Source organism: Mariniflexile jejuense, assembly GCF_042675665.1.
In the GTDB taxonomy this organism is placed as follows: Bacteria; Bacteroidota; Bacteroidia; order Flavobacteriales; family Flavobacteriaceae; genus Mariniflexile; species Mariniflexile jejuense.
In genome coordinates this window covers 321,725-347,341 of sequence record NZ_JBHTJI010000042.1, presented here as the reverse complement: position 1 = coordinate 347,341, position 25,617 = coordinate 321,725, and the positions used below count along the sequence as shown (strand labels likewise).

Here is a 25,617-nt window from a genome sequence, read left to right as displayed (position 1 = left end):
GTTAAAGAATCAATAAAAAATTAAATTTTTGATTGATTTCTTGAGAAATAACGAAGCGTGTTTAATTTGTTAAGCAGTCGCATGGCGCGAAATTCAGCTAAATCACTCAGTTCAGAATCTGTTTGACGGAAGTTGTAGGCTTGCTCCATCAGCTCTTTGTATCGCTCATTGAGTTTGTTTTGGCGATTTTTTATGATATCATTTACACTCATAGTATATAACTGAATAACAAGTATTTAAATATACATTTTTTATTCAGAAATGTGAAAAATTTTCAACTATTTTTTTCAACAAGTGTGAAAATCAATTGATTTTAATCTTGAAGAGCAAACACTTTCTTCAATGAATCTTATAAATATCTGGTCAAAGTTGAATTTAAAATATGATTATTATATGTTATTTTTTAAAAATAAAACAATAAATAATAGAATAGTATAAAGAGCAATTCCCAAAGTTATATAATTCCAAAATTGTTTGTCTCGTTTTACAGACCAAGATTTTTCAAATAAGTTCTTTCTATGTAATCTATATGAAAACGGTAAAAATATTAACTTAAGAATTTCTTTTTTAGAAAACTCAATTTCGTCTTTAGAAACAACAGATTTTAATTCTTTAAGTTCTCTTAATTTTATTTCTTCTAAAACTCTTTTTTTAATTTCTTCAGTTATAGTTGGATTTCTAAAAAGAGAAATGAGTTGTTCATCAGTAAGATTTTTAATTTTTGTTAAATCCAAAATTCAATATAATTAATCTTGAAGAGCAAACACTTTCTTCAATAAATCGGTAGTTCTAGAAGCTAAATTATTACGAATATCTTTTTCTTCAACAGCTATCATGGTGTAAACGCCTTTTAAAGCTTCACCTGTAACATAATCTGTTAAATCTGGGTTCACATCTGTAGTAAAAGGTATGGCGTTGTATTTGGTAATTAGATTTTTCCAAATCTCATCGGCTCCAACTTTACTAAATGAATTTTTAATTACAGGGTTAAATTTAGCATACAAAGCAGTTTGTGTTTTGCTATTCAAATATTGTGTTGCAGCATTATCGTTACCTAATAAAATGTTTTTAGCATCGGCAAATGTTATCTCTTTTACAGCATCAACAAAAATGGGTGTAGCTTCTTTTACAGCATCTTCTGCAGCTCTATTTAGTGCTTTTAAGCCTTCGTCTGCTAATTTGCTTAAACCTATATCTCTTAAGCCTTTGTCTACCTTTTGTAATTCTTCTGGTAATAAAATTTTAACCAATTCATTTTTGTAGAAACCATCGGTTTGTGTTAGTTTAGAAACTTGTTTTTCAATTCCAAAATCTAAAGCTTGTCTTAAACCCGCTGCTATATCGGTATTAGTAAGAATGCCACCGCCACCTTGTGGTAATTGATTAACAACTTGTTGCAATTCTGCACAAGCCGTAAGATTGATAACTAAAAGAAAAACTAAAAATTTGCGAATCATTGTATTTTGATTTTGGGGATTTAAGTGTTGTAAATATAATCAATTAAGAAAAAATAACGGTTTTATTATTGTAAACCATCACTTTTCGGTTGGTGTGTAACTTAACGGCATTTGCTAAAACTATTTTTTCTAAATCGCGACCTTTAGCAATTAAATCTTCAATAGAATGTGTGTGCGAAACGCGTGCTACACCTTGGTCTATAATTGGACCCGCATCTAACTCTTCGGTCACATAATGGCTTGTAGCACCTATAATTTTTACACCACGTTTAAAAGCAGAATGATATGGTTTTGCACCAACAAATGCAGGTAAAAACGAGTGGTGAATATTGATTATTTTATTTGGGTATTTGCTAATTAATTTTGGTGAAATAATTTGCATATATCGTGCTAGCACAATAAAATCGATGTTGTGGCTTTCTAGTAATTCCAATTGTTGTTGTTCAGCCAATTCTTTGGTATCTTTAGTAACAGGTATGTGAAAAAACGGAATTTTAAAACTATCAGCAATTGGCTTTAAGTCTAGATGATTACTTATTATGAAAGGAATTTCTAAATTAAGTTCTCCAGAATTATAACGTCCTAATAAATCATACAAACAATGGTCGTATTTAGAAATAAACAACGCCATTTTCGGTTTTCTAGCCGATGAATATATACGCCATTTCATATCAAAATTATCTGCTAACGTATTTTTAAAAGCATCTCTAAAAGCATCAGCAGAAAACGTTTCATGAACAAATTCACTTTCCAAACGCATAAAAAAGATGTTTTGTTCCCTATCAACATGTTGGTCTATATAAACAATATTACCCTGTTTTTCAGCAACAAAATTGGTAACAGTAGCTATAATATTTGGTCGGTCTTTACAATGTATTAATATGGTAATCTTTTGCATGCGAATTGAAATAATTGATGTTCAAAATTAACTTAAAAATTAGATACCATGTTGATGAGATTATAATTTTAGATAATCGTTTGTAAATGCTTTGTTTTTTTGAATATTTCGTAAATTTGAACCGTATATAATAATTTTATTTTAGAATGATGCAGATTACACCCTATAAGCCTAAACACAATGTACGTATAGTAACGGCAGCATCCCTTTTTGATGGACACGATGCGTCTATAAACATTATGCGACGAATTATTCAAGCTACTGGCGTTGAGGTAATTCATTTAGGTCATGATAGAAGTGTTGAAGAGGTTGTAAATACTGCCATTCAAGAAGATGTGAACGCTATCTGTTTAACCTCTTATCAAGGTGGTCATAATGAGTATTTTAAATATATGTACGATTTGTTGAAGGAACGTGGTGTAAATCATATTAAAATATTTGGCGGCGGCGGTGGCGTTATTTTACCATCAGAAATAAAAGAATTAATGGCTTATGGAATAACTCGAATTTATTCGCCTGATGATGGACGAGACATGGGTTTGCAAGGCATGATTAATGATTTGGTTGAACAATCGGATTTTGCCATTGGAAATAAACTAACTATTGATGTTAATTCGCTTAAAAATAAGAATACAAAGGATATTGCCCGCGTTATTTCCTCTGCTGAAAATTTTCCTGAAATAGCTAAAAATACATTAGAAGCCATTCACGCAAAGAATGAAAAGTCCAAAACAATTGTTTTAGGAATTACAGGAACAGGTGGTGCCGGAAAATCGAGTTTGGTTGATGAGTTGGTGCGTCGTTTTTTAATTGATTTTCCAGAAAAAACAGTCGGAATTATTTCCGTCGATCCATCAAAACGAAAAACTGGTGGCGCATTGCTAGGTGACAGAATTCGTATGAATGCCATTAATAATCCGCGTGTTTATATGCGTAGTTTGGCAACCCGACAATCTAATTTAGCCTTATCTAAACACGTAAATGAAGCTATTGAAGTGTTAAAGGCTTCCGAATACGATTTAATTATTTTAGAAACATCTGGTATTGGGCAAAGTGATACCGAAATTATAGAACATAGTGATGTGTCATTATATGTAATGACGCCCGAGTTTGGTGCAGCTACACAATTAGAAAAAATTGACATGCTCGATTTTGCCGATTTAGTAGCCATTAATAAATTTGATAAGCGAGGTGCTTTAGATGCCCTGCGTGATGTGAAAAAACAGTATATGCGCAACAATAATTTGTGGGATACACCACAAGATAAACTGCCTGTTTTTGGCACCATAGCTTCACAATTTAATGATCCAGGTATGAACTCGCTTTACAAAGCTGTGATGGATACTTTGGTTGAAAAAGCGGGTTCTAACTTAAAATCTACCTTCACTATTTCAAATGAAATGAGTGAGAAAATTTTTGTAATTCCACCATCAAGAACACGTTATTTGTCTGAAATTGCCGAAAATAACCGCAATTATGATTCCAATGCAAAAAAGCAAGTTGAGTTTGCTCAAAAACTTTACGGTATTTATAAAACTATTGAGTCTGTTTTAAACGTCATTGCGAGTGAAACAAAGCAATCTTTTCTTAATAACTTAGGCTTAAATCAAGAAGAAATTCTAAAACTAGCCGATAAAGAAAATCAACAGCTTCTATCATTATTGTTTAAAGAATTTGATCGTGTTAAACGTAATTTAGATCCAAACCATTGGGATACTATTTTAGGTTGGGAAGAAAAAGTAAACAAATACAAAAATCCAATTTACAGTTTTAAAGTTCGAGATAAAGAACTAAAAATTGAAACACACACAGAATCGTTGTCACATTTGCAAATACCAAAAGTAGCATTGCCAAAATACCAAGCTTGGGGCGATATTTTAAATTGGGTTTTACAAGAAAACGTTCCTGGAGAATTTCCATTTGCTTCAGGTTTGTATCCTTTTAAAAGAACAGGTGAAGATCCTGCACGCATGTTTGCAGGTGAAGGTGCGCCAGAGCGTACCAACCGTCGTTTTCATTATGTAAGTATGGGTTTGCCAGCTAAACGATTATCAACGGCGTTTGATAGTGTTACTTTGTATGGAAACGATCCAGATTTACGACCAGATATTTATGGTAAAATAGGAAATGCAGGGGTAAGTATTTGTTGTTTAGATGATGCTAAAAAGCTTTATTCAGGGTTTAATTTGGCAAATGAAATGACTTCGGTAAGTATGACCATTAATGGTCCAGCACCTATGCTTTTAGGGTTTTTTATGAATGCCGCCATAGACCAACAATGCGAAATTTACATTAAAGAACATGGCTTAGAAAATGATGTTGAAGCTAAAATTTCAGCATTATATAAAGATAAGGAACGCCCGAAATACAATGGGCAATTACCAGAAGGAAATAACGGTTTAGGCTTAATGTTACTTGGTGTTACAGGTGATGAGGTTTTACCAAAAGACGTTTACAATACTATTAAAGCTAAAACCGTAGCCCAAGTTCGTGGTACGGTACAAGCCGATATTTTAAAAGAAGATCAAGCACAAAATACCTGTATTTTTTCAACGGAATTTGCTTTGCGCTTAATGGGCGATATTCAAGAGTATTTCATTACTAATAACGTTCGAAATTTTTATTCTGTTTCTATTTCTGGGTATCATATTGCCGAAGCAGGTGCAAATCCAATCACGCAATTAGCATTGACCTTATCTAACGGTTTCACTTACGTGGAATATTATTTAAGTCGTGGTATGGATATTAATAAATTCGGACCTAATTTGTCCTTCTTTTTTTCAAACGGCATCGACCCAGAATATGCAGTAATTGGTCGTGTAGCCAGAAAAATTTGGGCAAAAGCAATGAAGCATAAATACCATGCAAATGAACGTGCGCAAATGCTTAAATACCACATTCAAACATCAGGTAGAAGTTTACATGCGCAAGAAATTGATTTTAATGATATTCGCACAACACTGCAAGCCTTATACGCTATTTATGATAATTGTAATTCGCTTCACACTAATGCTTATGATGAAGCCATTACAACCCCAACTGAAGAATCTGTACGTCGTGCTATGGCTATTCAGCTTATTATTAATAAAGAATTAGGGTTAGCAAAAAATGAAAACCCAATTCAAGGATCGTTTATTATTGAAGAATTAACCGATTTGGTAGAAGAAGCAGTGCTTTTAGAATTTGATAGAATTACCGAACGTGGTGGTGTTTTAGGCGCTATGGAAACTATGTACCAACGTAGTAAGATACAGGAAGAAAGTTTGTATTATGAAACTTTGAAGCATAATGGCGATTTCCCAATAATAGGTGTAAACACATTTTTAAGTAGTAAAGGTTCGCCAACAGTGTTACCTGCAGAAGTAATTCGTGCTACCGAAGAAGAGAAACAACTTCAAATAAAAACATTAAAAAATCTTCATAAAGCAAACGACACATTTGAAATTTTAAAAAACCTTCAACAGAAAGCCATACAAAATGAAAATATTTTTGAAGCTTTAATGGAAGTTTGCAAAGTGTGTTCACTAGGGCAAATTACCAATGCATTGTTTGAAGTAGGAGGACAATATAGAAGAAATATGTAGTTTCTTATTTTTTATAACATCAAAAAAGCGATGAAATAACAATTCTATTAAGTTATTTCATCGCTTTTTTTTGCATTCTTAAGCAACTTATAGTTATATGTAAACCCTTGAACTAATATTCTTTATGAAATTTTTAGGTGCGTATTTTCATAAGTAATTTTACAATGTTTAAGTTAATAATTAAACACCTTTTACCCAAATAATTAAATCATGTACCTATGAAAACAGCATTAAATTACAATTTTAAAAGACAGTCAAAAAATCATTTAGAATGGTTAATAAACATAATAAAATCTGAACGTTATTATGAAATAGAAAGTTCTATTGTTAATTTTAATAGTAATGTAAATATAGATTAAATACTAATCCTTAAAACAATATATATGAACCTCGTGTTACAATCATGAGGTTTTTTTTATAACAATAGAGTGCTTAGAAACTTTAATATTAATTATGAATACAACAAAGTACAATAATCTGTTTAGTATCGTACTGCTAAATTCTATTTATCCATTATCAAAGTCATTAAACAAATTTTTGTCAAATGTTCTAGTATCTAGTCATTTTAAAAAAGGAGATTTTATTGTAAAAAGTGGGGAAATTTGTAACAGAATCCATTTAGTTAGAAAGGGGTTGGTGCGAGGTTATTTTGATTATAAGAACAAAGAAATAACCACATGGGTAAGTGTAGATAATGAAATGGTAACCTCAATAACTGGCTATTTTAAGAGAGAAACATCTATAGAAAATATACAATGTTTAGAAGATACATACACTGAAAGTATAAGTTATGAAGATATGCATTTTGCTTTGCAAAATTTTAAAGATATGAATACATTAAACAGAATTTTAATGGAACAGTATTATTTGCATGCAGAATACCGAGCATTTATGGCAAGAATACCAAAAGCAAAAGATAGATATGATCATTTTATTAAAATTTCAAATCCAGAAATTGTAAAACGCTTACCAAAAAAATATTTAGCTTCATTACTTAGTATACGCCCAGAAACCTTATCTAGATTGGAATTGTAAATTTGAAATAAAAACAAATATTGACATATATCAATACAATAGTTGTTTTTATAATTTTAATTTTTTTATAAGTATTATCTTAGCATAATTATTGTAAAACTACTTTTTGTAAGTTTTATTTTATGTAAATTGCTAATTATCAACATGATTATGGGTTCTGCTATATCTATAATCAATTTAAAAAAAACACCCATAGAAATATGAGTGTTTTTTTTTGTTGGTTTTTATTGAAAACAATTATTTCCTTAAATTTTTAATACGCTGTAATAATGTTGGGTGTGAATAATGCATAAAAACGTATGCAGGATGTGGCGTTAAATTACTCAAGCTATTTTTTGAAAGTTTTTTAAGTGATGCAATTAAAGGTTCTGCTTTAAACGTGTTTTTTGCATAATCATCTGCTTGGTATTCAAATTTTCTTGAAAACACATTCATAATTAAGCCCGTAATTTCTGAAATAGGAGCATACAACAATCCAAAAGCAATTAATCCAATATGAAAACTAGCAATTTCAACACCTAAAGCATTTGATAGTAACGGATTTGAAATAAATAAAGAAAGTATAAAAAGTGTAAACCCTGTTAATACAATTGAAGCAATCAAATTAAAAATAATATGTTTCTTTTTGTAATGTCCAACTTCATGTGCTAAAACAGCAACAATTTCATCAGTTTCTAAATCATTAATTAGTGTATCATAAAGTGTTACGCGTTTTTCACTTCCAAAACCAGAAAAATAAGCGTTTGCTTTTGTGCTTCGTTTGGAGCCATCAATTACAAAAATTTTATCCAATTTAAAACCAACAGTGCTAGCATATTCAGAAATGTTGTCTCTTAAATTTCCAGCTTCTAAAGGTGTTTGTTTGTTAAATAAAGGTACTATTAGTTTTGAGTAAAACATGTTCATAAACAGGGTAAAAACTGCAACTAAGCCCCAAGTATATAGCCAAAAGTTACTTCCAGTAGATTGGTAAAACCATATAATTAAGGCTAAAATACCACCACCAACAAGTGCCATCATCAACCAACTTTTTATTTTGTCAAATATGAACGTTTTAAGTGTTGTTTTGTTGAAACCAAATTTTTCTTCAATAACAAATGTACTGTAATAAGAAAACGGCGTTGTTAAAATATCACTACCTATCATTATAATTCCGAAGAAAATTAAAGCAATTACAATTGGGTTTTCACTGTAATTTCTAGCAATATTATCAACAAACTCAAAGCCATCAAACAATAAAAAGCCTATAGTTAATATGATAGAAAATGTAGACGTTAAAATGCCAAATTTATAGTTTGTTGCTTTGTAGTTTTGCGATTTTTTGTATTCAGCTTCATCATAAACATCTTGCAATTCTTCAGGAAGTTTATCATTAAAATGGTTGGCGTTTAATGCATCTAAAACTTTATCAATAATGAAATTGAGAATGATGATAGTAATGATGATGTAGAATAATGTTGTTGATGTCATATAAATAAATTACAATTTTTTAAATTTCAAATTCCAAAGTATCTGATTGGATTTTGTTGTTTTTATTGAGAAATTTTTATAAAAAATTACGCTGTCTTTTAGCTTCAAAAATAAGAATTCCTGCAGCAACAGATACATTCATAGAATCAATATCACCTTGCATAGGAATAACAATGTTTTGCGTTGCATTTTCTAACCAATTGTTACTTAAACCTGTAGCTTCTGTTCCAACAATAATGGCTGTTGGTTTTGTGAAATCTTGCATGTGATAATTAACCGAAGCTTGTAAAGCCGCACAATAAATATTGATGTTTTTTGCTTTTAAAAAGGTTATAATTTCTGCGGTTGTACCCATAGCAATACTATTTGTAAAAACACAACCAACGCTTGAACGTATAATATTTGGGTTATATAAATCAGATTTAGGATTGGCAATTATTACCGCATCAACATTAGCTGCATCAGCAGTTCGTAAAATAGCACCAATATTACCTGGTTTTTCAGGTGCTTCGGCAACTAAAATTAAAGGATTTTCTTTGCTCAGTTTTAAATTATTGATGGTATGTGGTTTGCTTTTTGCAACTGCCAAAATACCTTCGGTAGTATCACGATACGCTAATTTTTCGTAAATCTCTTTTGTAATTTCGATGGTGTTAAGGTGCTTGGTAGTTAAGCTGTTTAGTTGTTCTTCCGTAAATAATTCAGGGTAAAACAAAATGGTTTCCAGTTCATAATTTCCTTTTACTGCCAAAGAGATTTCTCGAACGCCTTCAATTAAAAATAAGCCTGTTTTTTTACGTTCGCGCGACTTATCTTTTAACTGAACCAGTTGTCGAATAAATGGGTTTTGTAAGCTGGATATTAATTTTGTAGTCAATTATTGTTCATGTTTAGTATTACAAATTTACTATAAAAATGAAACTTGTAATCATTATATAAGATTAGTTTTTATTATTTTGAAGGTATCTAAAAATACCTTTTTTATCGACGAAATGCAATTTTTTACCGATTAGTGTTAAAATTAAATGCATTTCATCGAATATTAGTGTATTTCAGCGTTTAAATTCATTTATAGTTATATCTTTGAAGTGTACTAAATGACATACTTTTTAGTTCAATGGATTAATTAATTAATATTTGCATTATGTTGTTGAAATAGAGACCCTAAATCTACATTGTAATAAAAAAGCAAATTAGAGAAAACCGAGTTTGAGGGAACTCGGTTTTTTTGTTTTATATACTTTCGTAAAAAATTAATTTACAAATTTAAATAGGAATAAGCCCAATACATAAGTGCAAATTGCATTGGAATTCTTAAAACAAGTAACCATTTTGGCAAACCAGCCGATGCCTTTTTGTTGGTTAACATGTAAATATGTACTGTTAAAAAAACTAGCAACATAGCTATAATTAAGTAAATAGTTGGTTTTTTTGTTAATGGAAGGCAAATGCCTAATCCTAAAATAATTTCAGAAATGCCACTTAAAAGAACTAAAAATTTGTGGTTTGGTAAATATTTTGGCATAATGCGTAAATACATTTTAGGTTTTATAAAATGCATAAAGCCTGCAACTACGTAAAGTAATGCCATTGCGTATAAATGCCAAGGATAGTTCATAAATTACGTTTTAATTTTTCTAAATTAGCATAATTAAAATTGCTTATGAAGTTTAACATAACATTTTTGTTCTTATTTATAGGTTTAAATGCCTTTGCACAATTGCCAAAAGGTTTTATGTACGCAAAATCTATTATACCAGATCTAGATGTAGAACTACGTTACAACACAAAAAATAATTTTATAGGCAAACGTATTGATGGTTACCAATCAAATAAGCTCATTTTAACAAAAGAAACGGCTTTAGCTTTAAAACAAGTTCAGGAAGAGTTACTTAGTCAAAATTTATGTTTATTAGTATATGATGGTTATAGACCACAAAAAGCAGTAAATCATTTTATGCGTTGGGCAGAAAATTTAGCCGATACCGTAAATAAGAAAGCCTTTTATCCTGATGTTGATAAATTGAATTTATTTGTAGAAGAATACATAGCTGCACGTTCTGGACATAGTAAAGGTAGTACAGTAGATGTTACTATTATTGATAGCAACACTGGAAAGCCTATAGATATGGGAAGTAATTACGATTTTTTTGGTGAAGCATCATGGGTTGATTATCAAAATATTACTAATGAACAAAAAGCAAATAGAAAACTTCTGCAAACCGTTATGCTTAAGTATGGCTTTAAAAATTACCCAAAAGAATGGTGGCATTTTACTCTTAAAAATGAGCCTTTTCCAAATACATATTTTAATTTTCCTGTAAAATAAAATACCTGCCTTAAAAAAGACAGGTATGTTTGTTTTTTGATTGATGTTAATTTTTATTCTTTATCTAAATTTTTGGTCATATTAAAACCAATAAATAAACCAATTCCAGACATTAAGAAAATAGTACCAGGATAAGCAACATCATCATCTACACCTAAGTTATAGTGTAAAAATGATGCTATAAATACACCAAGTCCTATAGCCATTAATAGTAATGCTAGATTTAAAATTAAAATTTTCCAAATTGGTGCTGCATGTTGTTTTCCTCTCATAAAAATACTAGCATCTGCACCTTTTTCTATTAGTGCTAAGCGTTCTTTGTTTCTTGTGGATAAGTATAAATAGACTATCCCGAAAATAGCTAGAAATAAACTAATTGGTATTAAAATTTCTTCCATGATTGTTTGTTTTTTAATTGATTAAATTTAATGTGTTCATAGCTTATGACGATGTGTTTTGAATTTAGGTTACAAAAACAAGTAAATTATTTTTTTTCTAAGTAATGTGTAACCTAATAGTATTTTATATCGTCTTAGTATCAAATGACCATCAACGACCAACATTATATCAATTTAGTAATAAGTGGCGATACCAATGCGTTTTCCGTATTGGTAGATCGGTATAAAGATTTGGTATATACATTAACCTTACGAATGTTAAAAAATAGGGAAGAAGCCGAAGAAGTTTCTCAAGATACATTCATTAAAGTTTATAAATCTTTAAATAAGTTTAAAGGCGATTCTAAATTTTCAACATGGATATATAAAATAGCTTATAATTCATGTTTAGATAGATTAAAAAAGAATAAAAAGTTTTTTAATGATGTACCTATTGATCAATTTACAGAACACCAAATTAAAACAATAGATAATGTTTTGCATCATTTAGAAATTAAAGAACAGGAGCAAACCATTCAAGATTGTATAGCATTATTACCAAGTGACGATGCTTTTTTATTAACTTTATTTTACTTTGAAGAACAATCATTAGATGAAATTTCGAAAGCAATGAATTTATCGCCAAACAATGTAAAAGTAAAATTGTTTAGAAGTAGAAAGAAGCTAGCTACCATTTTAAAAGAACGATTAGAACCAGAAATAATTGAGCAGTATGAAAGAGAAAGTAACTAAAAATGTAGATGAATTAGTGGATAAGATGATGAGGTCTTCACATTTAGAAACACCTTCATTTAACTTTACCAATTCGGTAATGCAGCATGTTACGGCTATAAGTAAAAATAAAGTAACTGCTTACAAACCACTTATTTCAAAAACAGTTTGGAGCTTTATATTGGTAGGCTTTATTACTATTGTAATTTATGCTGTTTTTACAACACAAACCGAGACTTCAGGATGGTTAGATTCAGTTAATTTTAGTTTATTTTCAAATAATAAAATAAGCCAGATGCTAGCTAATTTAAAATTTCAAAACATCACAATTTCAAAAACAGTTATTTATGCGTTTGTGCTTTTTGCAATTATGGTTTGTGTACAAATACCTATTTTGAAACACCATTTAAACCAACGCTTTGAAAATTAATCTAAAAAAAATATACAGAAGAAAGTCTGTCAAAAAAAAACAAATTAGAAACATACACGTTACTGTTAAATAAATTTCCTTTTTTGCCTAAAGCCTAAAGCCTAAAGCCTAAAGCCTAAAGCCTAAAGCCTAAAGCCTAAAACTAATACCAACGTTTCTTTTTCTTTTTAGAACTTTCGCTTTTACGTCCTTTTTTGTGTTTACTTTTTCCTGGTGTTCTGTGAATTTCTTTTTTAGCTTTTGGGTCTAACGGATACGGGTGGTCTTCAATTACATCTAATTGCAATTGAATAAGTTGTTGAATGGTTGCCACATAGGTTTTTTCATCAGCAGAACAAAATGAATACGACGTTCCTGTTTTTCCTGCTCTAGCAGTTCTGCCTACGCGGTGTACATAGGTTTCTGGTACGTTTGGTAAATCGAAATTTATAACAGCATCCAATTCATTAATATCAATACCACGTGCTGCAACATCGGTGGCTATTAAAATATTTACAGTGTTTTGTTTGAAACTATTTAAAGCATCGTCTCTTAAATTCTGACTTTTATCACCATGCAAACTAGCCACTTTATAGCCGTTTTTTATAAGGGTTTGTTCTAATTTATCAACCCCGAATTTGGTTCGTCTAAAAATAAGAATACTGCCTTTTATAGTGTTTCTTAGCAAATGTAAACACAATTCAATTTTATTGCGCTTCGGTACGTAATACAATACTTGATTGATGTTTTTTGAAGTTGATGAATTTTGCGCCACTTCAACACGTTCTGGTTCATTTAAAATTGTATTTGCAAGTTGCTCAACTTTAAACGGAATGGTAGCCGAAAACAATAAAATCTGTTTTTCTTGGGTACATAAACGTTCAATTTTCTTTACATCATCAATAAAGCCCATATCTAGCATCAAATCGGCTTCATCTAAAACTAAAGTTTCAATATAATCAAGGTTTATAATATCTTGTTTGTGTAAGTCTAGCAAACGACCAGGAGTTGCAATTAAAATATCAACACCTTTTTTTAGTATATCAATTTGCGGTTCTATTGAAGTTCCGCCAAAAATAACTGTGGTTCTTAAATTTGTGTAAGTACTGTATGTTTTGAAATTATCGGCTATTTGCGTTGCTAATTCACGCGTTGGACTTACTATTAAAGCTCTAATTTTTTTACCTTTTTTACTAGCATCTTGCTTATCGAACAATTGTTGTAAAATAGGCAATGCAAAAGCAGCAGTTTTACCAGTGCCTGTTTGTGCAGATACAATCACATCTTTTTTAGCTAATACTAACGGGATGGTTTTTTCTTGTACCAATGTTGGGTTATCATAACCAGCTTCGGCAACAGCTCTTAAAATTGGTCGGTTAAGTTGTAAGTCTTTAAATGACATGAATTATAGTTTGCTACAAAGATACATAAAAGTTAATAGGGTAATTTTAGTTAATTTGAAGCATTTAGGTGTAAAACATTTTCTAATTTTACAATTAAATAATAAGCGCAATTACCTATGGTACAATACAACCCTAAAGATTGGATTACATTTATTTTTAGATTTCACAAGTCGGATACATTTAGGAAATTGTTTCCAATGATGATTTTTATCGGGCTTTATACCTATGGTGTTGGCTTTTTGGAACTTGAATATTGGAAACTTTCAGAAAAAAACCATTTATCAAACATTACGGTAATGCATGGTATGTTGGGGTTTGTAATTTCCTTATTGTTGGTTTTTAGAACCAATACTGCTTACGACCGTTGGTGGGAAGGTAGAAAATTATGGGGTGCATTGGTAAACAACAGCCGAAATTTAGCCATAAAACTGCATGTTATTTTAAAAGATGAACACGATAGAGCCTATTTTGAAAAGTTAATACCAAGTTATGCTTCTATTTTGGTGAAACATTTAACCAATAAAGAAACGAGTTTGCAACTTTTTGATGATGCCAATTTAAAGATGGACAAACACAAGCATCACCCAAACCAAGTGGCAAAAATGATTTTCCAAAAGGTGAACGATTTGCACGAACAGAACAAAATTACGGGCGATCAGCTTATTATTTTAAATGCCGAAATACAATCGTTTACCGATATTTGTGGGGCTTGCGAACGTATTAAAAACACACCCATTCCGTATTCGTACAGTGCGTTTATTAAAAAATTCATCTTTTTTTACATAATGACTCTGCCTTTTGGCTACGTGTTTAGCTTAGGTTATTATGCTGTACCTGTGGTGGTTTTTGTTTTTTATGTATTGGCAAGTTTAGAATTAATTGCCGAAGAAATTGAAGACCCTTTTGGTTTTGATGCCAACGATTTGCCTATTGAAAAAATAGCAGCAAATATTAAAAAACATGTGGAGGAGGTGTTTTGATTTTTCTAAATTGCTTTAATTATTTAAGTTTTTTGATAATGAGTTGATAAATAAGTTGTTTTGGAATGAATGATAAAGAGTTGAAAAAGAATTTTAATATGTTTGATAGGTGGTTTCTGCACTCTTAGACATTACTTATTAAAATGAAATCTTTGAATTAACTAAAATTATAAGAATAATATTATGTTAAATGCAAATCATTGTTTTCAATAGCATCCCATTTGTTTTCAGGTAATGGTAAGCAATCTTTTTTTATTTTAATAACTTCATTTTCAAAGTTTGGGTCTATTTTAAATTGATCTTTCCAATTTTCAAAATATGTGTTTTTAATGCAAAATTTAGTAAACTTTAGTGGAGTTATTATTTTTGATGTAGGTATTCGTACATTTCCATTCATTCCAATATGAAAATGAGAATAGGAATGAACTAATGGTTTATATCCCGCAGCAGAACAATCGTATCTAAAATAGTTTGAAATAGAATTTAAACTTTGTTCATTTAAAAATTGTTCGTATTCATTTTCATTTATTAATTCTTCTATTGAGAAACCTATGAAGTCTTCAAGTTCTTCTGTTGTATATATCAATGCTACATACTCTTCTTTAGAAATAAATTTATAAGGATTTTGAATAAATGCATATCGTAAATCATCATTAATTTTTTGAAATTGAATGATAGACTCGTCTTTTAAAAGTATGTCATAATCTTCATTTTTTATAGCACATTTGTGTATTTCGACTATATTATTGCTTTTACTCATTTTTAAAAAATCTTCTGAGTATACACCATTCCCTTTAGAACCTTTAGATTTTAAAAGTTTAAATTTATTCAGTAATTCTACTGACTCATTGATTGAAGAAAAGAATTTGCCTTGAGTCATTATTTTTTATTCTTGTCTAAGTCTTTTAGTAAATCAATAATCTCCTCCTGAGATAATCCAATTTTGGCCAATGCTTGAATTTTAGTGTTAATTTCATTCAAAATACTCTGTTGTTTTGATATTCCTCTCAAAATTGTTTTTGTTTGCTTTACACTAGGTTGTTTAAAAATAAACTTATAATCATTTTGTTTAAGTAAATCCATTTCTTTTTTACACTGATTTGCTTTTTTAAAACCAGTTAACACAACCCATCCTTTGCTCCTTGTAATTGCTGTAAATATTTTGTTTCTATCAATTATATAGTCTTTATTTTGAAATGCATATTCGGTTCCAACAATATAAACCATACCAGATTCATTGCCTTTTGCTTTATTGAGAGTAGATAATGTTACTCGATTTTCAATAGAATATTTAATATTATTATTGGAAGCAGTAAGTAGATTAAAAGTATAAATGTTGTTTTCATTTAAAATTCTTTCTATAATACTAAAATATATTTTAATATGTTTATTATCAATCCCTATTACACTAATATCATCAGGTTTCAAGTTCTCGTTTCTTATATCATTTATGATTTTAGAGCATACATAAGCACATTCTTTATTTACATCATCAAAAATTTCTATTTGAATTGAATCTTCTTTAAAGAATTCATTTGTTTTTATTGGACTATTTTCTAATGGACGAGATATAATCATTTCACAATTATCAGTTGAATCTCCTTTTTCAACCTCAAAACCTAAATCTATCCAATGATTATTGTTTTCTAATCTTTGTAAAACTTTATCGTTATAAATGCCTAAACCTAAAGCAAAAGCATTAATTAAAGCTAACCTTGGATTTCTGTAACATTTGTGTAAAACTATGTCTTGCAAAATATTTTCATCTCTAGAAAAATCTACATAATATTGACCTTCATCATTTTTTCCAAAAGTTTCTTTTTCATCTTGAATATTCACATCAAAAATATTTTGAAAATCATCATAAGCCCAAACAATTCTCAGATCTTTTGTTATTTTACGACATACTTTATAGAAGGAAGAAGGGAAATCTTGTCCTTCATCGATTAATGTTAAATCATACTTTTCTTTAAGTTCTACTTTATTTAGTTGGGTAAATATGTAGTTGAAAGGGTTTGTAGGTTCATTTCTTTTTGCTTCTATAAAACCAATTGTTGTGATGTTGTTTTCTTGACATGTGTCTGAATATACACCTCTTAAGCCTTCACCTCCCCAACCATGTAATATATTTATTTTCGTAAAATCTGGCTCTCTATTGTCTGAAAAATCTCTATAATATTTTTCGATTAAATATTTTATTTGACCATATAAAGCTTTGGTGAAATATGTATAAAGAATTTCTGACTCAGGGTTTTGTAGATGATAAAGAGCAGCTTTCATTGCCAAAATAATTGTTTTACCTGAACCTGCCAACCCTCTAATTCTTTGAGGAGAGTCAATAATATTTAATGCTGCTTTTTTCTGTTCAATATCAAAGGCTGAATGTTGATTTTGAATAATATTTAAAATATCACCTTTTGATAGTTCCTTAGTAATTTCTCTTTCTTTCTTATGTCTTAAATGTATACTTCCTTCAATCGCTGATGATAGTAAAAGAAACTCCTCGTTCGTAAGAATATTTTTCTCATTATTTATAATGATTTCTTTAACTTGGTTTAGATTTATAAAATCTTCATTTAAATTAACTTTATCATCATTAATAAAAATTTTTGGAGTTACATTTATTTTTAAATCACGTCTTTTTATTCTTAACTCATCAACTTTATTAATTCTTGAAAATATATGACCATCAAGATCATCCATCTTTTTCTTTTCTATTTCGTTATATAATTCTTGATTGTTTATGCATCTAAAAAATATAACACCATACTGTAAAGAAACTAATAGAACATGTGCTTGAATTAAATCTTCTTTAGTTTCACCTCTATAAAAAGGAAAATTATAATATAAATTAGAATTATTTATTTCTAGACTTTGAATTTTTTCGACCAGAACTTTTGCTAGTGGGTCATTTTTAAGTTTGTTGTGATCTGCTAATAATTCCATATTTATTTAAAAACTACACATTAAAACATTATTAATAATAAAACGAATTTAATTCTTTTTCCGATAAAATCAAATGCAAAATCCATCACAAAACCAACAACCCATTATCTCGTAAAATGGTTATAGGTTTTGAAAACCAAAACAATTCAAAGTCTTCAAAATGGGTTTCAAAATCGGTTTTTAATTCAGAAAAAGAAACTAGTTTGTTGTTTTGTGGGTTTAAGGTTTCTAAAGTATTTAAAAACCATGTGCCTTTATCTTTTTCTAAAGTAATATCAAAGGTATTGGTAGTAGTATGAAACGTTAATTTTAACGAATAAAACGTGTTGCCTTTTTTGGTTTTAATATGTTCGGTAACTTGTGGTTTTGTACCTAACCAAATAATTTTTGCTGTTGGTTTTGTATTAAAGTTTGGATGTGTTTCTAAGCAATTATATATAAAATCTGGGTTAATGCTAGTTTTTGGTATTTTAAATTCAAACCAATCTTGTAAAGGTAAATCAAAACCAATACCATGCATGAAATTGAACAACGACTTTTTTAAACCGAAACTAAACTGATTATGGTCTATACCTGTAGTATCTATAAATTCTAAATCGTTATTGGCAAAACTTATGTTTTTATAGTTTGGAATAATATTGTATTCTGAAGGATTTAACCCTATTGGGCTATGAGCCGTTAATGCAAACTGGTGCCAAAACCCTGATTGTAACACACCAACTTCGAAAAGTTGACGCACCATTTCTAAACTATCAACGGTTTCTTGTACGGTTTGCGTTGGGTAGCCATACATTAAATACGCATGTACCATAATGTTGGCTTCGGTAAAATGGCGAGTTACTTGTGCTACTTGTGCTACCGTAACGCCTTTGTCAATCAATTTTAATAACCTATCGGAAGCCACTTCCAAACCACCAGAAACGGCAATACAACCCGATGCTTTTAGCAGTAAACATAAATCTTTGGTGAAGTTTTTTTCAAACCTAATGTTTGTCCACCATGTAACAGTTAGTTTTCTTTTGATAATTTCTAAAGCTAAGGCTTTCATTAATGATGGTGGTGCCGCTTCATCAACAAAATGGAAACCTGTTTCGGCAGTTTGTTCTATAAGTTGTTCCATTCTATCTACCAAAATTTTGGCAGCAATGGGTTCGTAAACTTTTATATAATCTAAAGAAATATCGCAAAAGGTGCATTTTCCCCAATAGCAACCGTGTGCCATAGTTAGTTTGTTCCAGCGGCCATCGCTCCATAAACTGTGCATGGGGTTTGCAATTTCGATGACAGAAATGTAGTCTTTCAGCAATAAATCGGAATAATCAGGTGTGCCAACATCGGCTTGTTTGTAGTCTGGCTTTGTACTGTTGTTTTTGTAAACAACGTTTCCGTTTTCTAGAAGAAAAGTGCGCTTGTACTCGTTGGAATTTTGGTTTTCTATATTGAAATTTAGCAATTCTATGGGTAATTCGCCATCATCTAAAGTAATGAAATCGAAAAACTCGAATACACGAACGTCTGTTACCGAGCGTAATTCGGTATTTGGAAAACCACCACCCATAGCAATTTTGATATTAGGATAGTTGGTTTTTATATATTGCGCACAACGAAAGGCGCTGTATAAATTTCCAGGAAATGGTACTGAAAAACATACCAATTTGGGTTTTATGTTTTTTAGTTTTTCATCTAGGATTTTTAAAGTGATATCATCTATAAAAGTTGGCTCGTCTTGTAAATGTGTATAGAGTTCATCAAACGCATTAGCGCTTTGCCCCAAGCGTTCGGCATAACGACTGAAACCAAAATTTTCATCAATACATTCAATAATGAAATCGGATAAATCTTCAAGATACAAGGTAGCCAAGTGTTTCGCTTTGTCTTGCATGCCCATGTTTCCAAAAGCCCAATCTAAATCGTCTAACTGATTGAAACGAGAAGCTTGTGGTAAAAAATTATCGGTACAAATTTGTCTGGCAAAACTTGGTTTTTTTCCTTGGAGAAATGCTATAACATCATTTAAAGGGTTTAAATAATAATCTTTTAATGCGTAAATTCTTTGTGCATTTTCTGAAATTATATAGTTGTTTTCAAAAGCAATATCAAAAATTTCTTTAAATGTTTCTTTTGAAAATAGGTTTATAATAACTTCAATTCCCAAATCTACTTGAAAAGAGCTAATGTTTTTGGTATTTAAAAAACCTTTTAGGTATGCCGTTGCAGGATACGGTGTGTTTAATTGCGTAAACGGTGGCGTGATGAGTAAAAGGTCTTTCAAAATGTTGTATTAAAATATATGGCAAATATAATTTAAAACTTGTACTTGTAGCAAAGTTGCGTAGTTGCAAAGATTCAAAGCGTCAAAGTTGAGAAGTTAAAACTAAAAACTCTTGAACTACAGGTAAGGTTGAAATTGTTTTTTTAGCTTTGTTAATTGTTAATTGTTAATTGTTAATTGTTAATTGTTAATTGTTAATTGTTCTTTCGTTATTTAAAATTTCAGCAACTGCTTGTGTGTACGCTCTTGGATTGGTAGCTTTTTTAATTTTTTTGTATGTTTTTTGTGGATTTGAAAATGACTGTGAAAAGTATTCCCAAAACCCTAACATTTTCATTTTTATTGGTGTTGGTCCAGAAAGTGCTGCATCATATTGTTGGTAAATGGTATCATGAAATTCACTGAAGATTTGCCATCTATTTACAGGATATTTGGTGGTATTATTTTTAATCATGCTAGGTAAAAATGGGTCAGCAATAAGTCCGCGACCAATCAAGAAATGGTCGATGCTTGGGAAACGGTTTTGCATTTCTTGAAACTTGGCAACCGAAGTGATATCACCATTATAATACAGTTTGTGTTTGGTGCTTTCTATACACTTTTGAAAGGCTTCTAAATTTACGCCGCCTTTGTACAGTTGCTTGCCAATGCGTGCATGTATGGCGATGTTTTTAAGCGGATAGTTGTCCAGAATGGGGAATACATCTAAAATTTCTTCAGGGTTTTCGTAACCCATGCGCATTTTCATGGATACAATCACATCGGTTTCGTTGTGCGCGCGTTTTAGTACTTCATTAATTTTTTCGGGGTTACAAATAAGTCCAGAACCCATGCCTTGTTTGGTAACCATGGGGTAGGGACAACCCAAATTCCAGTTAAGTTCCTTATAACCTAATTGCTGAATGTATTTAACCACAAACAGAAATTCATCGGGATTGTTGGTCATTACCTGCGGAATAACCTCCAAAGTTGTGTTGTTTTCGGGTTGTAAATCACGTTGGTACGACGATTTTATTATCATTTTTCCATCCAACCGAATGTAAGGCGCATAAAAGGTGTCGATACCTCCAAAGTAATGATTGAATGCGTTGCGAAATTTAAAATCGGTAAAACCTTGTAGTGGTGAAGAAAGTAACGTGATTGCCATTTAATAATTGAGTTGTGCAAATATATGTAGTAATTACGAATTACGAGGTGATATACTCACGTAGTTTCTCTCTTTTTGAAGGTGGAAGCGCTTCATTTACTATTGCTAATTTTAAATGTTCTTGATTTTTAATTTTTGAAAAAAGCAAGCTGTAAAATTGAGCTGTACTTATGCTGTTTTTTGCTTTTTCAACTAACTCAAAATAGTCGCCAGTTTTCACAAAACCTTCTTCTAAAATACGAACGTACGTACCAGGACAACCGTGTTTAACAAATTGTTTTAAAACACGTTGTGTGCCAAATTTTACCCCAAATTTATAACAAGGTTCTCGAGGTTGGGTTATTTGTACTAATGCCGAACCTAGTTTGTAAATATCACCTATGTGAATTTTGGTTTCGTCTAAATTTTTTACCGTTAGGTTTTCGCCAAACATACCCCAATCCCAATTTAGATTTGGGTATAGGTTTTTCCAATAGGCGTAATGGTTTTCTGAAAATAAGTAACATGCTTTAAACTCGCCACCGTGGTTTTCTCTATCTGTTACTTCATCACCCTTAACGGTTTCTTTGCCTAAATAAACAGGTTGGTTTGTGGGTGTTTTGTAGATGCCAGTAATAACTTCTTCGCCATCAAAAATAATGGTTGTTGGTTTAGCTATGTTGGTTGATATAACTTGCATGGATTAAAAATAACAAAAAACCACTCTGTTTGTACAAAGTGGTTTCATATAAAATGTTAAAAATAAGTTTTAATTAACAGATAGGAGTTCTACATCAAAAATTAATACAGAACCACCAGGAATGGTATAATAATTAGCATTTCCATACCCTAAATGTGCTGGAATTAACAATATTCCACTACCACCTTCTTTAAAATAAGTAATGCCTTCTGTCCATCCTTTTATAACCTGTTTTAAGTTCGTTGTATAACCATTAGCATTTTGGTCAAAAACAGTACCGTTTAAAAAATAACCTTTATACGCAATGGTTACATTACTGGTGCTGGTAGGTTGAGCACCTGTACCAGGAGTATCGATAACATAATATAAACCCGAGCTACTTTTTTGGGCTGTTAAATTGTTTGCAGCAATATAAGCTTGAATTTGTTCATCGTTTTTTGTTACATAATCTACTGTTTCATCTTTGCTACATGCAGTAAATAGAACAAAAACAACGGTTAATAATAAAATGTTTTTCATAACGCAATTTTTATGTCCAAATATAAAAAAAAACCACTTTGTTTTTTGCAAAGTGGTTTTGGTAATAATGTATATTTATTTTTCTTAACTGTCTATAAATCTAACAGCCTAAAAACCTATTTAATCATCTCGTAACTGCGTTTGATGAATTTGGTAAGTTCTTCACCCTTTAACAAGCCTTGTGATAAACGTGCTAAATCTAAACTTTGGTTTATTAAACGCTCTTGTTTGGCTTTTGTTTTGGTTTCTAAAATATCGCCGACTAATTTAGAGTTTGTGTTTACTACTAAATTATACATTTCAGGGAAACTACCCATGCCAAACATACCGCCTCCGCCAGTTTGTTGCATTTCTTTCATACGACGCATAAATTCTGGTTGCGTAATGATGAAAGGTGATGCATCGCTATCCATAGCTTCTAGTTGTACCATGAATTTTTCAGAAGGAATCACTTCTTTCAAAAGTGTGTCAAGTTCTGTTTTTTGTTCTTCAGTAAGTTTAGAAATGGTGGTTTCGTCTTTCTTTATTAAATTATCAATATGGTCGCCATCAACACGTGCAAAAGAAATATTTTCCTTAGTGCTTTCTAATTTTTGAATTAAATGTGGTACAATTGGCGAATCCAACAACAACACCTCATAACCTTTTGCTTTAGCTGTTTCAATGTAGGCGTGTTGCGCATCTTTGTTAGAAGCATATAAAATAACAAGCTTATCATCTTTATCAGTTTGGTTTGCTTTTATCTTATTGTATAATTCATCGTAAGTGTAATAGGTACCATCTACGGTTGGGTATAGTGCAAAATCACCTGCTTTTTCAAAGAATTTTTCTTCAGAAAGCATACCATATTCAATCACAATTTTAATATCGTTCCATTTGGCTTCAAAATCTTCACGGTTATTGTTGAATAACGATTTTAATTTATCGGCAACTTTTCTAGTAATGTAAGATGAAATCTTTTTAACCGCACCATCTGCTTGTAAATATGAACGTGATACGTTTAATGGAATGTCTGGCGAGTCAATTACACCACGAAGCATGGTTAAAAACTCAGGAACAATACCTTCAACATTATCTGTTACAAAAACTTGATTTTGGTAAAGTTGAATTTTATCTTTTTGTATTTGCATGTCGTTAGACAGTTTTGGGAAATACAAAATACCAGTTAAGTTAAACGGATAATCAACATTTAAGTGAATGTTGAATAACGGTTCTTCAAACTGCATTGGATATAACTCGCGGTAAAAACCTTTGTAATCTTCATCTTGTAAATCGGCAGGTTGTTTTGTCCACGCAGGGTTTGGGTTGTTTATAATATTATCAACCGTAATCTTACGTTGCGGTTCTTTAGTTTCCTTACCATCTTTATCTGTAATGGTAGCTGGTTCGTGCTCTGGATCGTTTACTTCCTTAGTTCCAAATTTAATTGGGATAGGCATAAACTTATTATACTTTTGAAGTAATGTGCGAATGCGACCTTCTTCTAAAAATTCGGTTGAGTCTTCAGCTATATGAAGAATTATTTCAGTTCCTCTTTCAGTTTTGTCTGAAGCTTCTAAAGTGAATTCTGGCGAACCATCACACGTCCAATGTGCAGCAGGTGCATCAGTATGCGATTTGGTGATGATTTCAACTTTTTCAGCAACCATAAATGCTGAATAGAAACCTAAACCGAAATGCCCAATAATACCAGAATCTTTAGCTGAATCTTTGTATTTGTCTAAAAACTCTTCAGCGCCAGAAAAGGCTACTTGGTTAATGTATTTTTCTACTTCTTCAGCAGTCATACCCAAACCTTGATCAATAATATGAAGTTTTTTACCTTCTTTATCAATTTTAACGTCAATTTGCGGATTGCCGTATTCCGATTTAGATTCGCCAATGCTTGTAAGGTGTTTTAGCTTTAAAGTAGCATCGGTACCGTTACTAATTAACTCACGTAAAAATATTTCGTGGTCGCTGTACAAGAATTTTTTAATGAGTGGGAAAATGTTTTCTACTGAAACATTAATACTTCCTTTTGTCATAATTATTATGGTTTTAATTTTTCATTCCCTAAAAAGGAAATCTGATTAATTTTAATTTTTTACTTATTGAAAAAGTAATAGTCAAAAAAAATACCAAGAGTGAAAAGGTGACAAACTGACACTATTGATTAACGAGTTTATAATTAACGATTAATGAATTTTGAACAGAAAGTGTTCAACTTGAAATTTGAAACTTAGAATTTTAAAATATTGGAATTTAGTTTTAGTTGTTGTACTTTGTGATTAAAAATTAAGAATATGTACAATTCAAAGATTATAGGTTTAGGTAAATATGTGCCAGATAATGTGGTTACTAATGATGATTTATCAAAAATGATGGATACCAATGATGCTTGGATACAAGAACGAACAGGGATACAAGAACGCCGCTGGATAAAAGCTGGAACCAATGATACATCTGCAACCATGGGTGCAAAAGCAGCTAAAATTGCCATTGAACGTGCTAGTTTAACTAAAGATGATATTGATTTTATTGTATTTGCTACCTTAAGTCCCGATTATTACTTCCCAGGTTGTGGTGTGCAAATTCAAGATTTATTAGACATGCCAACCATAGGTGCTTTGGATGTAAGAAACCAATGTTCTGGGTTTGTATATGCTATTTCGGTTGCAGACCAGTTTATAAAAACAGGTATGTATAAAAATATTTTAGTTATTGGTGCTGAATACCATAGTAATGGATTGGATAAAACAACACGTGGTAGAGGTGTTACAGTAATTTTTGGCGATGGTGCAGGCGCTTGTGTTTTAACCAGAGAAGAAGATACAACTAAAGGTATTTTGTCAACACATTTGCATAGCGAAGGTAAATATGCCGATAAGTTAATTGTAGCTGGACCAAGTATTGCACATTGGGTGCCTGAAATTATAGAAGCAGGTGATGAAGATGTATCGTATTTCCCGTATATGGACGGCACGTTTGTTTTTAAACATGCTGTAGTTCGTTTTAGTGAAGTTATTATAGAAGGTTTAGAAAAAAATGGTTTACAAAAGGAAGATATTGATATGTTAATACCGCATCAAGCCAATTTACGAATTGCACAATACATTCAAAGTAAGTTTAAATTAAGAGATGACCAAGTTTTTAATAATATCATGAAATACGGAAATACCACGGCAGCTTCTGTAATTATAGCGCTTACTGAAGCTTGGGAAGAAGGTAAAATTAAAGCAGGCGATAATGTAGTTCTTGCAGCGTTTGGTAGTGGCTTTACTTGGGGAAGTGCTATTATTAAATGGGCTTAATCACTTAAAAATATTAAAACGAAAAACCCGAAACGGAGACGTTTCGGGTTTTTCTAGCTATTAATCAACTTCAACTAACACTTTAAA

General features: G+C 30.9%; 24 protein-coding genes. 8 read left to right on the top strand and 16 right to left on the bottom strand.

What is annotated here, in order from left to right; translation table 11 throughout:
- Window positions 1–20: 20 nt before the first annotated feature.
- The 4 genes from ACFQ1R_RS14585 to purU form a co-directional block, all read right to left on the bottom strand.
- Window positions 21–212, bottom strand: coding sequence for a Lacal_2735 family protein (locus ACFQ1R_RS14585; RefSeq protein ID WP_379927013.1), 192 nt, complete (start codon window positions 210–212; stop codon window positions 21–23).
- Between the two features lie 177 nt (window positions 213–389).
- A complete protein-coding gene (locus ACFQ1R_RS14580) occupies window positions 390–734 on the bottom strand; it encodes a hypothetical protein (RefSeq protein WP_379927012.1) in 345 nt (114 codons plus the stop codon).
- A 12-nt stretch (window positions 735–746) separates the two neighbouring features.
- The gene (locus tag ACFQ1R_RS14575) at window positions 747–1,457 is read right to left on the bottom strand and encodes a DUF4197 domain-containing protein (RefSeq protein WP_379927011.1); all 711 of its coding nucleotides are present in this window, start codon (window positions 1,455–1,457) and stop codon (window positions 747–749) included.
- 43 nt (window positions 1,458–1,500) lie between these two features.
- Complete coding sequence (gene purU / locus ACFQ1R_RS14570) at window positions 1,501–2,355, bottom strand: formyltetrahydrofolate deformylase (protein ID WP_379927010.1); 855 nt, start codon at window positions 2,353–2,355, stop codon at window positions 1,501–1,503.
- A gap of 146 nt (window positions 2,356–2,501) precedes the next feature.
- On the opposite strand from purU, the gene ACFQ1R_RS14565 reads away from it, so the two are divergent.
- The 3 genes from ACFQ1R_RS14565 to ACFQ1R_RS14555 all read left to right on the top strand — a co-directional run bounded on the left by ACFQ1R_RS14565 (window position 2,502) and on the right by ACFQ1R_RS14555 (window position 6,974).
- Window positions 2,502–5,939 (top strand): methylmalonyl-CoA mutase family protein, encoded by a 3,438-nt coding sequence (locus tag ACFQ1R_RS14565; RefSeq protein ID WP_379927009.1) that lies wholly within the window; start codon window positions 2,502–2,504, stop codon window positions 5,937–5,939.
- A gap of 218 nt (window positions 5,940–6,157) precedes the next feature.
- Entirely contained in the window at window positions 6,158–6,298 is a 141-nt protein-coding gene (locus tag ACFQ1R_RS14560; protein ID WP_379927008.1) for a hypothetical protein, read from the top strand.
- 94 nt (window positions 6,299–6,392) lie between these two features.
- Window positions 6,393–6,974 (top strand): Crp/Fnr family transcriptional regulator, encoded by a 582-nt coding sequence (locus tag ACFQ1R_RS14555; RefSeq protein WP_379927007.1) that lies wholly within the window; start codon window positions 6,393–6,395, stop codon window positions 6,972–6,974.
- Between the two features lie 237 nt (window positions 6,975–7,211).
- On the opposite strand, the gene ACFQ1R_RS14550 is transcribed toward ACFQ1R_RS14555, so the two are convergent.
- The 3 genes from ACFQ1R_RS14550 to ACFQ1R_RS14540 form a co-directional block, all read right to left on the bottom strand.
- A complete protein-coding gene (locus tag ACFQ1R_RS14550) occupies window positions 7,212–8,444 on the bottom strand; it encodes a M48 family metallopeptidase (protein ID WP_379927006.1) in 1,233 nt (410 codons plus the stop codon).
- Between the two features lie 76 nt (window positions 8,445–8,520).
- Complete coding sequence (locus tag ACFQ1R_RS14545) at window positions 8,521–9,321, bottom strand: TrmH family RNA methyltransferase (RefSeq protein WP_379927005.1); 801 nt, start codon at window positions 9,319–9,321, stop codon at window positions 8,521–8,523.
- A gap of 381 nt (window positions 9,322–9,702) precedes the next feature.
- Window positions 9,703–10,062, bottom strand: a complete 360-nt coding sequence (locus ACFQ1R_RS14540; RefSeq protein ID WP_379927004.1) for a DoxX family protein — start codon at window positions 10,060–10,062, stop codon at window positions 9,703–9,705.
- Window positions 10,063–10,107: 45 nt separating this feature from the next.
- On the opposite strand from ACFQ1R_RS14540, the gene ACFQ1R_RS14535 reads away from it, so the two are divergent.
- Window positions 10,108–10,773, top strand: coding sequence for a M15 family metallopeptidase (locus tag ACFQ1R_RS14535; RefSeq protein WP_379927003.1), 666 nt, complete (start codon window positions 10,108–10,110; stop codon window positions 10,771–10,773).
- Between the two features lie 53 nt (window positions 10,774–10,826).
- Here ACFQ1R_RS14535 and ACFQ1R_RS14530 read toward each other — a convergent pair whose 3' ends face one another.
- Window positions 10,827–11,171, bottom strand: coding sequence for a DUF6249 domain-containing protein (locus ACFQ1R_RS14530; protein WP_379927002.1), 345 nt, complete (start codon window positions 11,169–11,171; stop codon window positions 10,827–10,829).
- Between the two features lie 144 nt (window positions 11,172–11,315).
- Between ACFQ1R_RS14530 and ACFQ1R_RS14525 the strand changes: the two genes are divergently transcribed.
- Window positions 11,316–11,903 carry an RNA polymerase sigma factor gene (locus tag ACFQ1R_RS14525; RefSeq protein ID WP_379927001.1) on the top strand — a complete coding sequence of 196 codons (588 nt, stop codon included), beginning with the start codon at window positions 11,316–11,318 and terminating at the stop codon, window positions 11,901–11,903.
- Entirely contained in the window at window positions 11,884–12,312 is a 429-nt protein-coding gene (locus ACFQ1R_RS14520; protein WP_379927000.1) for a hypothetical protein, read from the top strand. The genes ACFQ1R_RS14525 and ACFQ1R_RS14520 overlap by 20 nt, the downstream gene beginning before the upstream one ends.
- Window positions 12,313–12,454: 142 nt before the next feature.
- On the opposite strand, the gene ACFQ1R_RS14515 is transcribed toward ACFQ1R_RS14520, so the two are convergent.
- Window positions 12,455–13,693: a DEAD/DEAH box helicase gene (locus ACFQ1R_RS14515; RefSeq protein WP_379926999.1), complete on the bottom strand. Its 1,239-nt coding sequence runs from the start codon at window positions 13,691–13,693 to the stop codon at window positions 12,455–12,457.
- Window positions 13,694–13,810: 117 nt separating this feature from the next.
- Here ACFQ1R_RS14515 and ACFQ1R_RS14510 point away from each other — a divergent pair, with 117 nt between their 5' ends.
- Window positions 13,811–14,674, top strand: a complete 864-nt coding sequence (locus ACFQ1R_RS14510; protein ID WP_379926998.1) for a bestrophin family protein — start codon at window positions 13,811–13,813, stop codon at window positions 14,672–14,674.
- Window positions 14,675–14,855: 181 nt separating this feature from the next.
- Here the strand turns inward: ACFQ1R_RS14510 and ACFQ1R_RS14505 are convergent, their stop codons facing one another.
- From ACFQ1R_RS14505 to htpG, 7 genes are all read right to left on the bottom strand, one after another.
- Window positions 14,856–15,554 carry a DUF2290 domain-containing protein gene (locus ACFQ1R_RS14505; protein WP_379926997.1) on the bottom strand — a complete coding sequence of 233 codons (699 nt, stop codon included), beginning with the start codon at window positions 15,552–15,554 and terminating at the stop codon, window positions 14,856–14,858.
- Complete coding sequence (locus tag ACFQ1R_RS14500; RefSeq protein ID WP_379926996.1) at window positions 15,554–17,620, bottom strand: DEAD/DEAH box helicase; 2,067 nt, start codon at window positions 17,618–17,620, stop codon at window positions 15,554–15,556. Before ACFQ1R_RS14500 ends, ACFQ1R_RS14505 begins: the two co-directional genes overlap by 1 nt.
- Window positions 17,621–17,705: 85 nt before the next feature.
- On the bottom strand, window positions 17,706–19,892 hold the full coding sequence (locus tag ACFQ1R_RS14495; protein ID WP_379926995.1) for a B12-binding domain-containing radical SAM protein: 2,187 nt from the start codon (window positions 19,890–19,892) through the stop codon (window positions 17,706–17,708).
- 187 nt (window positions 19,893–20,079) lie between these two features.
- A complete protein-coding gene (locus tag ACFQ1R_RS14490) occupies window positions 20,080–21,039 on the bottom strand; it encodes a tRNA dihydrouridine synthase (protein ID WP_379926994.1) in 960 nt (319 codons plus the stop codon).
- A gap of 40 nt (window positions 21,040–21,079) precedes the next feature.
- Window positions 21,080–21,718 carry an MOSC domain-containing protein gene (locus ACFQ1R_RS14485; RefSeq protein ID WP_379926993.1) on the bottom strand — a complete coding sequence of 213 codons (639 nt, stop codon included), beginning with the start codon at window positions 21,716–21,718 and terminating at the stop codon, window positions 21,080–21,082.
- Between the two features lie 69 nt (window positions 21,719–21,787).
- Entirely contained in the window at window positions 21,788–22,237 is a 450-nt protein-coding gene (locus ACFQ1R_RS14480; protein WP_379926992.1) for an FKBP-type peptidyl-prolyl cis-trans isomerase, read from the bottom strand.
- Window positions 22,238–22,353: 116 nt separating this feature from the next.
- The gene (htpG, locus tag ACFQ1R_RS14475) at window positions 22,354–24,264 is read right to left on the bottom strand and encodes a molecular chaperone HtpG (RefSeq protein WP_379926991.1); all 1,911 of its coding nucleotides are present in this window, start codon (window positions 24,262–24,264) and stop codon (window positions 22,354–22,356) included.
- A gap of 258 nt (window positions 24,265–24,522) precedes the next feature.
- Here htpG and ACFQ1R_RS14470 point away from each other — a divergent pair, with 258 nt between their 5' ends.
- Window positions 24,523–25,530, top strand: coding sequence for a 3-oxoacyl-ACP synthase III family protein (locus tag ACFQ1R_RS14470; RefSeq protein WP_379926990.1), 1,008 nt, complete (start codon window positions 24,523–24,525; stop codon window positions 25,528–25,530).
- The last annotated feature ends 87 nt before the right edge of the window (window positions 25,531–25,617 follow it).

Coding starts and splice junctions, on each gene's coding strand:
- ACFQ1R_RS14585 (WP_379927013.1), bottom strand. CDS start 212: ATGAGTGTAAATGATATCATAAAAAATCGCCAAAACAAACTCAATGAG.
- ACFQ1R_RS14575 (WP_379927011.1), bottom strand. CDS start 1,457: ATGATTCGCAAATTTTTAGTTTTTCTTTTAGTTATCAATCTTACGGCT.
- purU (WP_379927010.1), bottom strand. CDS start 2,355: ATGCAAAAGATTACCATATTAATACATTGTAAAGACCGACCAAATATT.
- ACFQ1R_RS14565 (WP_379927009.1), top strand. CDS start 2,502: ATGATGCAGATTACACCCTATAAGCCTAAACACAATGTACGTATAGTA.
- ACFQ1R_RS14560 (WP_379927008.1), top strand. CDS start 6,158: ATGAAAACAGCATTAAATTACAATTTTAAAAGACAGTCAAAAAATCAT.
- ACFQ1R_RS14555 (WP_379927007.1), top strand. CDS start 6,393: ATGAATACAACAAAGTACAATAATCTGTTTAGTATCGTACTGCTAAAT.
- ACFQ1R_RS14550 (WP_379927006.1), bottom strand. CDS start 8,444: ATGACATCAACAACATTATTCTACATCATCATTACTATCATCATTCTC.
- ACFQ1R_RS14540 (WP_379927004.1), bottom strand. CDS start 10,062: ATGAACTATCCTTGGCATTTATACGCAATGGCATTACTTTACGTAGTT.
- ACFQ1R_RS14535 (WP_379927003.1), top strand. CDS start 10,108: ATGAAGTTTAACATAACATTTTTGTTCTTATTTATAGGTTTAAATGCC.
- ACFQ1R_RS14530 (WP_379927002.1), bottom strand. CDS start 11,171: ATGGAAGAAATTTTAATACCAATTAGTTTATTTCTAGCTATTTTCGGG.
- ACFQ1R_RS14525 (WP_379927001.1), top strand. CDS start 11,316: ATGACCATCAACGACCAACATTATATCAATTTAGTAATAAGTGGCGAT.
- ACFQ1R_RS14520 (WP_379927000.1), top strand. CDS start 11,884: ATGAAAGAGAAAGTAACTAAAAATGTAGATGAATTAGTGGATAAGATG.
- ACFQ1R_RS14515 (WP_379926999.1), bottom strand. CDS start 13,693: ATGTCATTTAAAGACTTACAACTTAACCGACCAATTTTAAGAGCTGTT.
- ACFQ1R_RS14510 (WP_379926998.1), top strand. CDS start 13,811: ATGGTACAATACAACCCTAAAGATTGGATTACATTTATTTTTAGATTT.
- ACFQ1R_RS14505 (WP_379926997.1), bottom strand. CDS start 15,554: ATGACTCAAGGCAAATTCTTTTCTTCAATCAATGAGTCAGTAGAATTA.
- ACFQ1R_RS14500 (WP_379926996.1), bottom strand. CDS start 17,620: ATGGAATTATTAGCAGATCACAACAAACTTAAAAATGACCCACTAGCA.
- ACFQ1R_RS14490 (WP_379926994.1), bottom strand. CDS start 21,039: ATGGCAATCACGTTACTTTCTTCACCACTACAAGGTTTTACCGATTTT.
- ACFQ1R_RS14485 (WP_379926993.1), bottom strand. CDS start 21,718: ATGCAAGTTATATCAACCAACATAGCTAAACCAACAACCATTATTTTT.
- ACFQ1R_RS14480 (WP_379926992.1), bottom strand. CDS start 22,237: ATGAAAAACATTTTATTATTAACCGTTGTTTTTGTTCTATTTACTGCA.
- htpG (WP_379926991.1), bottom strand. CDS start 24,264: ATGACAAAAGGAAGTATTAATGTTTCAGTAGAAAACATTTTCCCACTC.
- ACFQ1R_RS14470 (WP_379926990.1), top strand. CDS start 24,523: ATGTACAATTCAAAGATTATAGGTTTAGGTAAATATGTGCCAGATAAT.